The organism is Streptomyces sp. ADMS, assembly GCF_033441795.1.
Classification (GTDB): Bacteria; Actinomycetota; Actinomycetes; order Streptomycetales; family Streptomycetaceae; genus Streptomyces.
Genome location: NZ_JAVFVX010000340.1, coordinates 1 through 981 on the forward strand (window position 1 = coordinate 1; position 981 = coordinate 981).

1 protein-coding gene is annotated in these 981 nt (G+C 65.5%); it reads right to left on the bottom strand.

The window, feature by feature from the left end; all coding sequences use genetic code 11:
• Window positions 1–157: 157 nt before the first annotated feature.
• Window positions 158–391, bottom strand: coding sequence for a hypothetical protein (locus RB628_RS40880; RefSeq protein WP_044472114.1), 234 nt, complete (start codon window positions 389–391; stop codon window positions 158–160).
• Window positions 392–981: the final 590 nt, after the last annotated feature.

Below are 981 nucleotides of genomic sequence, written 5' to 3' on the forward strand. Positions count from 1 at the left end.
TCCTGACCTCCTGCATGCCATGCAGGCGCTCTACCAACTGAGCTATAGCCCCTCGCAACCACGCGGCGGAGCCGCATGTTGACCGCGTCGCAGGGTTTCCCCGGCGGCGACGCCAACATTACCGGTCCCCCGGTGCAGCACCAAATCGTTTCCCGGGTCAGGCCGTGACGAACGAGTAGAACCTCTTGAGGGTGCAGTGCTCTTCGAGGAGCCGGCCGTAGATCGGCTCGCCCTCCAGCTCACGGTAGGTCTCGATCGGGTCGCCTTTTATGATCAGCGCCCGCGCGCATTCCTCGCACCAGTACTGGTAGTCGTGGTTCACCGGCTCCATGTCGCGGACGATGGGCGTACCACTGCCGCACCAGTCGCATTTCCTCCTGTGGGCACCCATCGATCAGCTCCAGCTGTGGCCGCAGGCCGTGCACACGTAGGAAATGCCACCGTTGTCACCGAGCACCTGGGCAACATGGCCGGAACCGCAGGAGGGGCAGCTGAGACGGGTTCTTCTGCGCCGTATGACCGCCGCTTCAGGGAGGTGACCGACCTCCCTGAGGATGCTCGCAGGCATCGCAACTCCCTCCCGTCGGGTCGCGCCCCCTTCCGGCCGTTTGATTCTGCCACGGCCGGAGCAATACGGTCAGCGACGCCTGCGTACCAGTCCGGACACGGCACCCGCCGCGGCGGTCACGGCCAGCGCGAACATGCCTGTAAGAAGAGCTTCCGCAGAGGTATACGCCTCCAGGCCCCCAAGTGACTCAAGCCGGTTCAAGATGAGTGTGGGGTGGGACCGAAGACGAGCGCCAACCCGGGCCGGGGCCAGGGCACGTTGCCGGGAGGCGGAGCGCGGGGCACGCGCCGCCGCGGGAACGGTGCACAAAAAATCCCGCCCCCCGGAGGGAGCGGGACCTTCGTCAACCGACCTTCGACTGTGGAGCTAAGGAGAATTGAACTCCTGACCTCCTGCATGCCATGCAGGCGCTC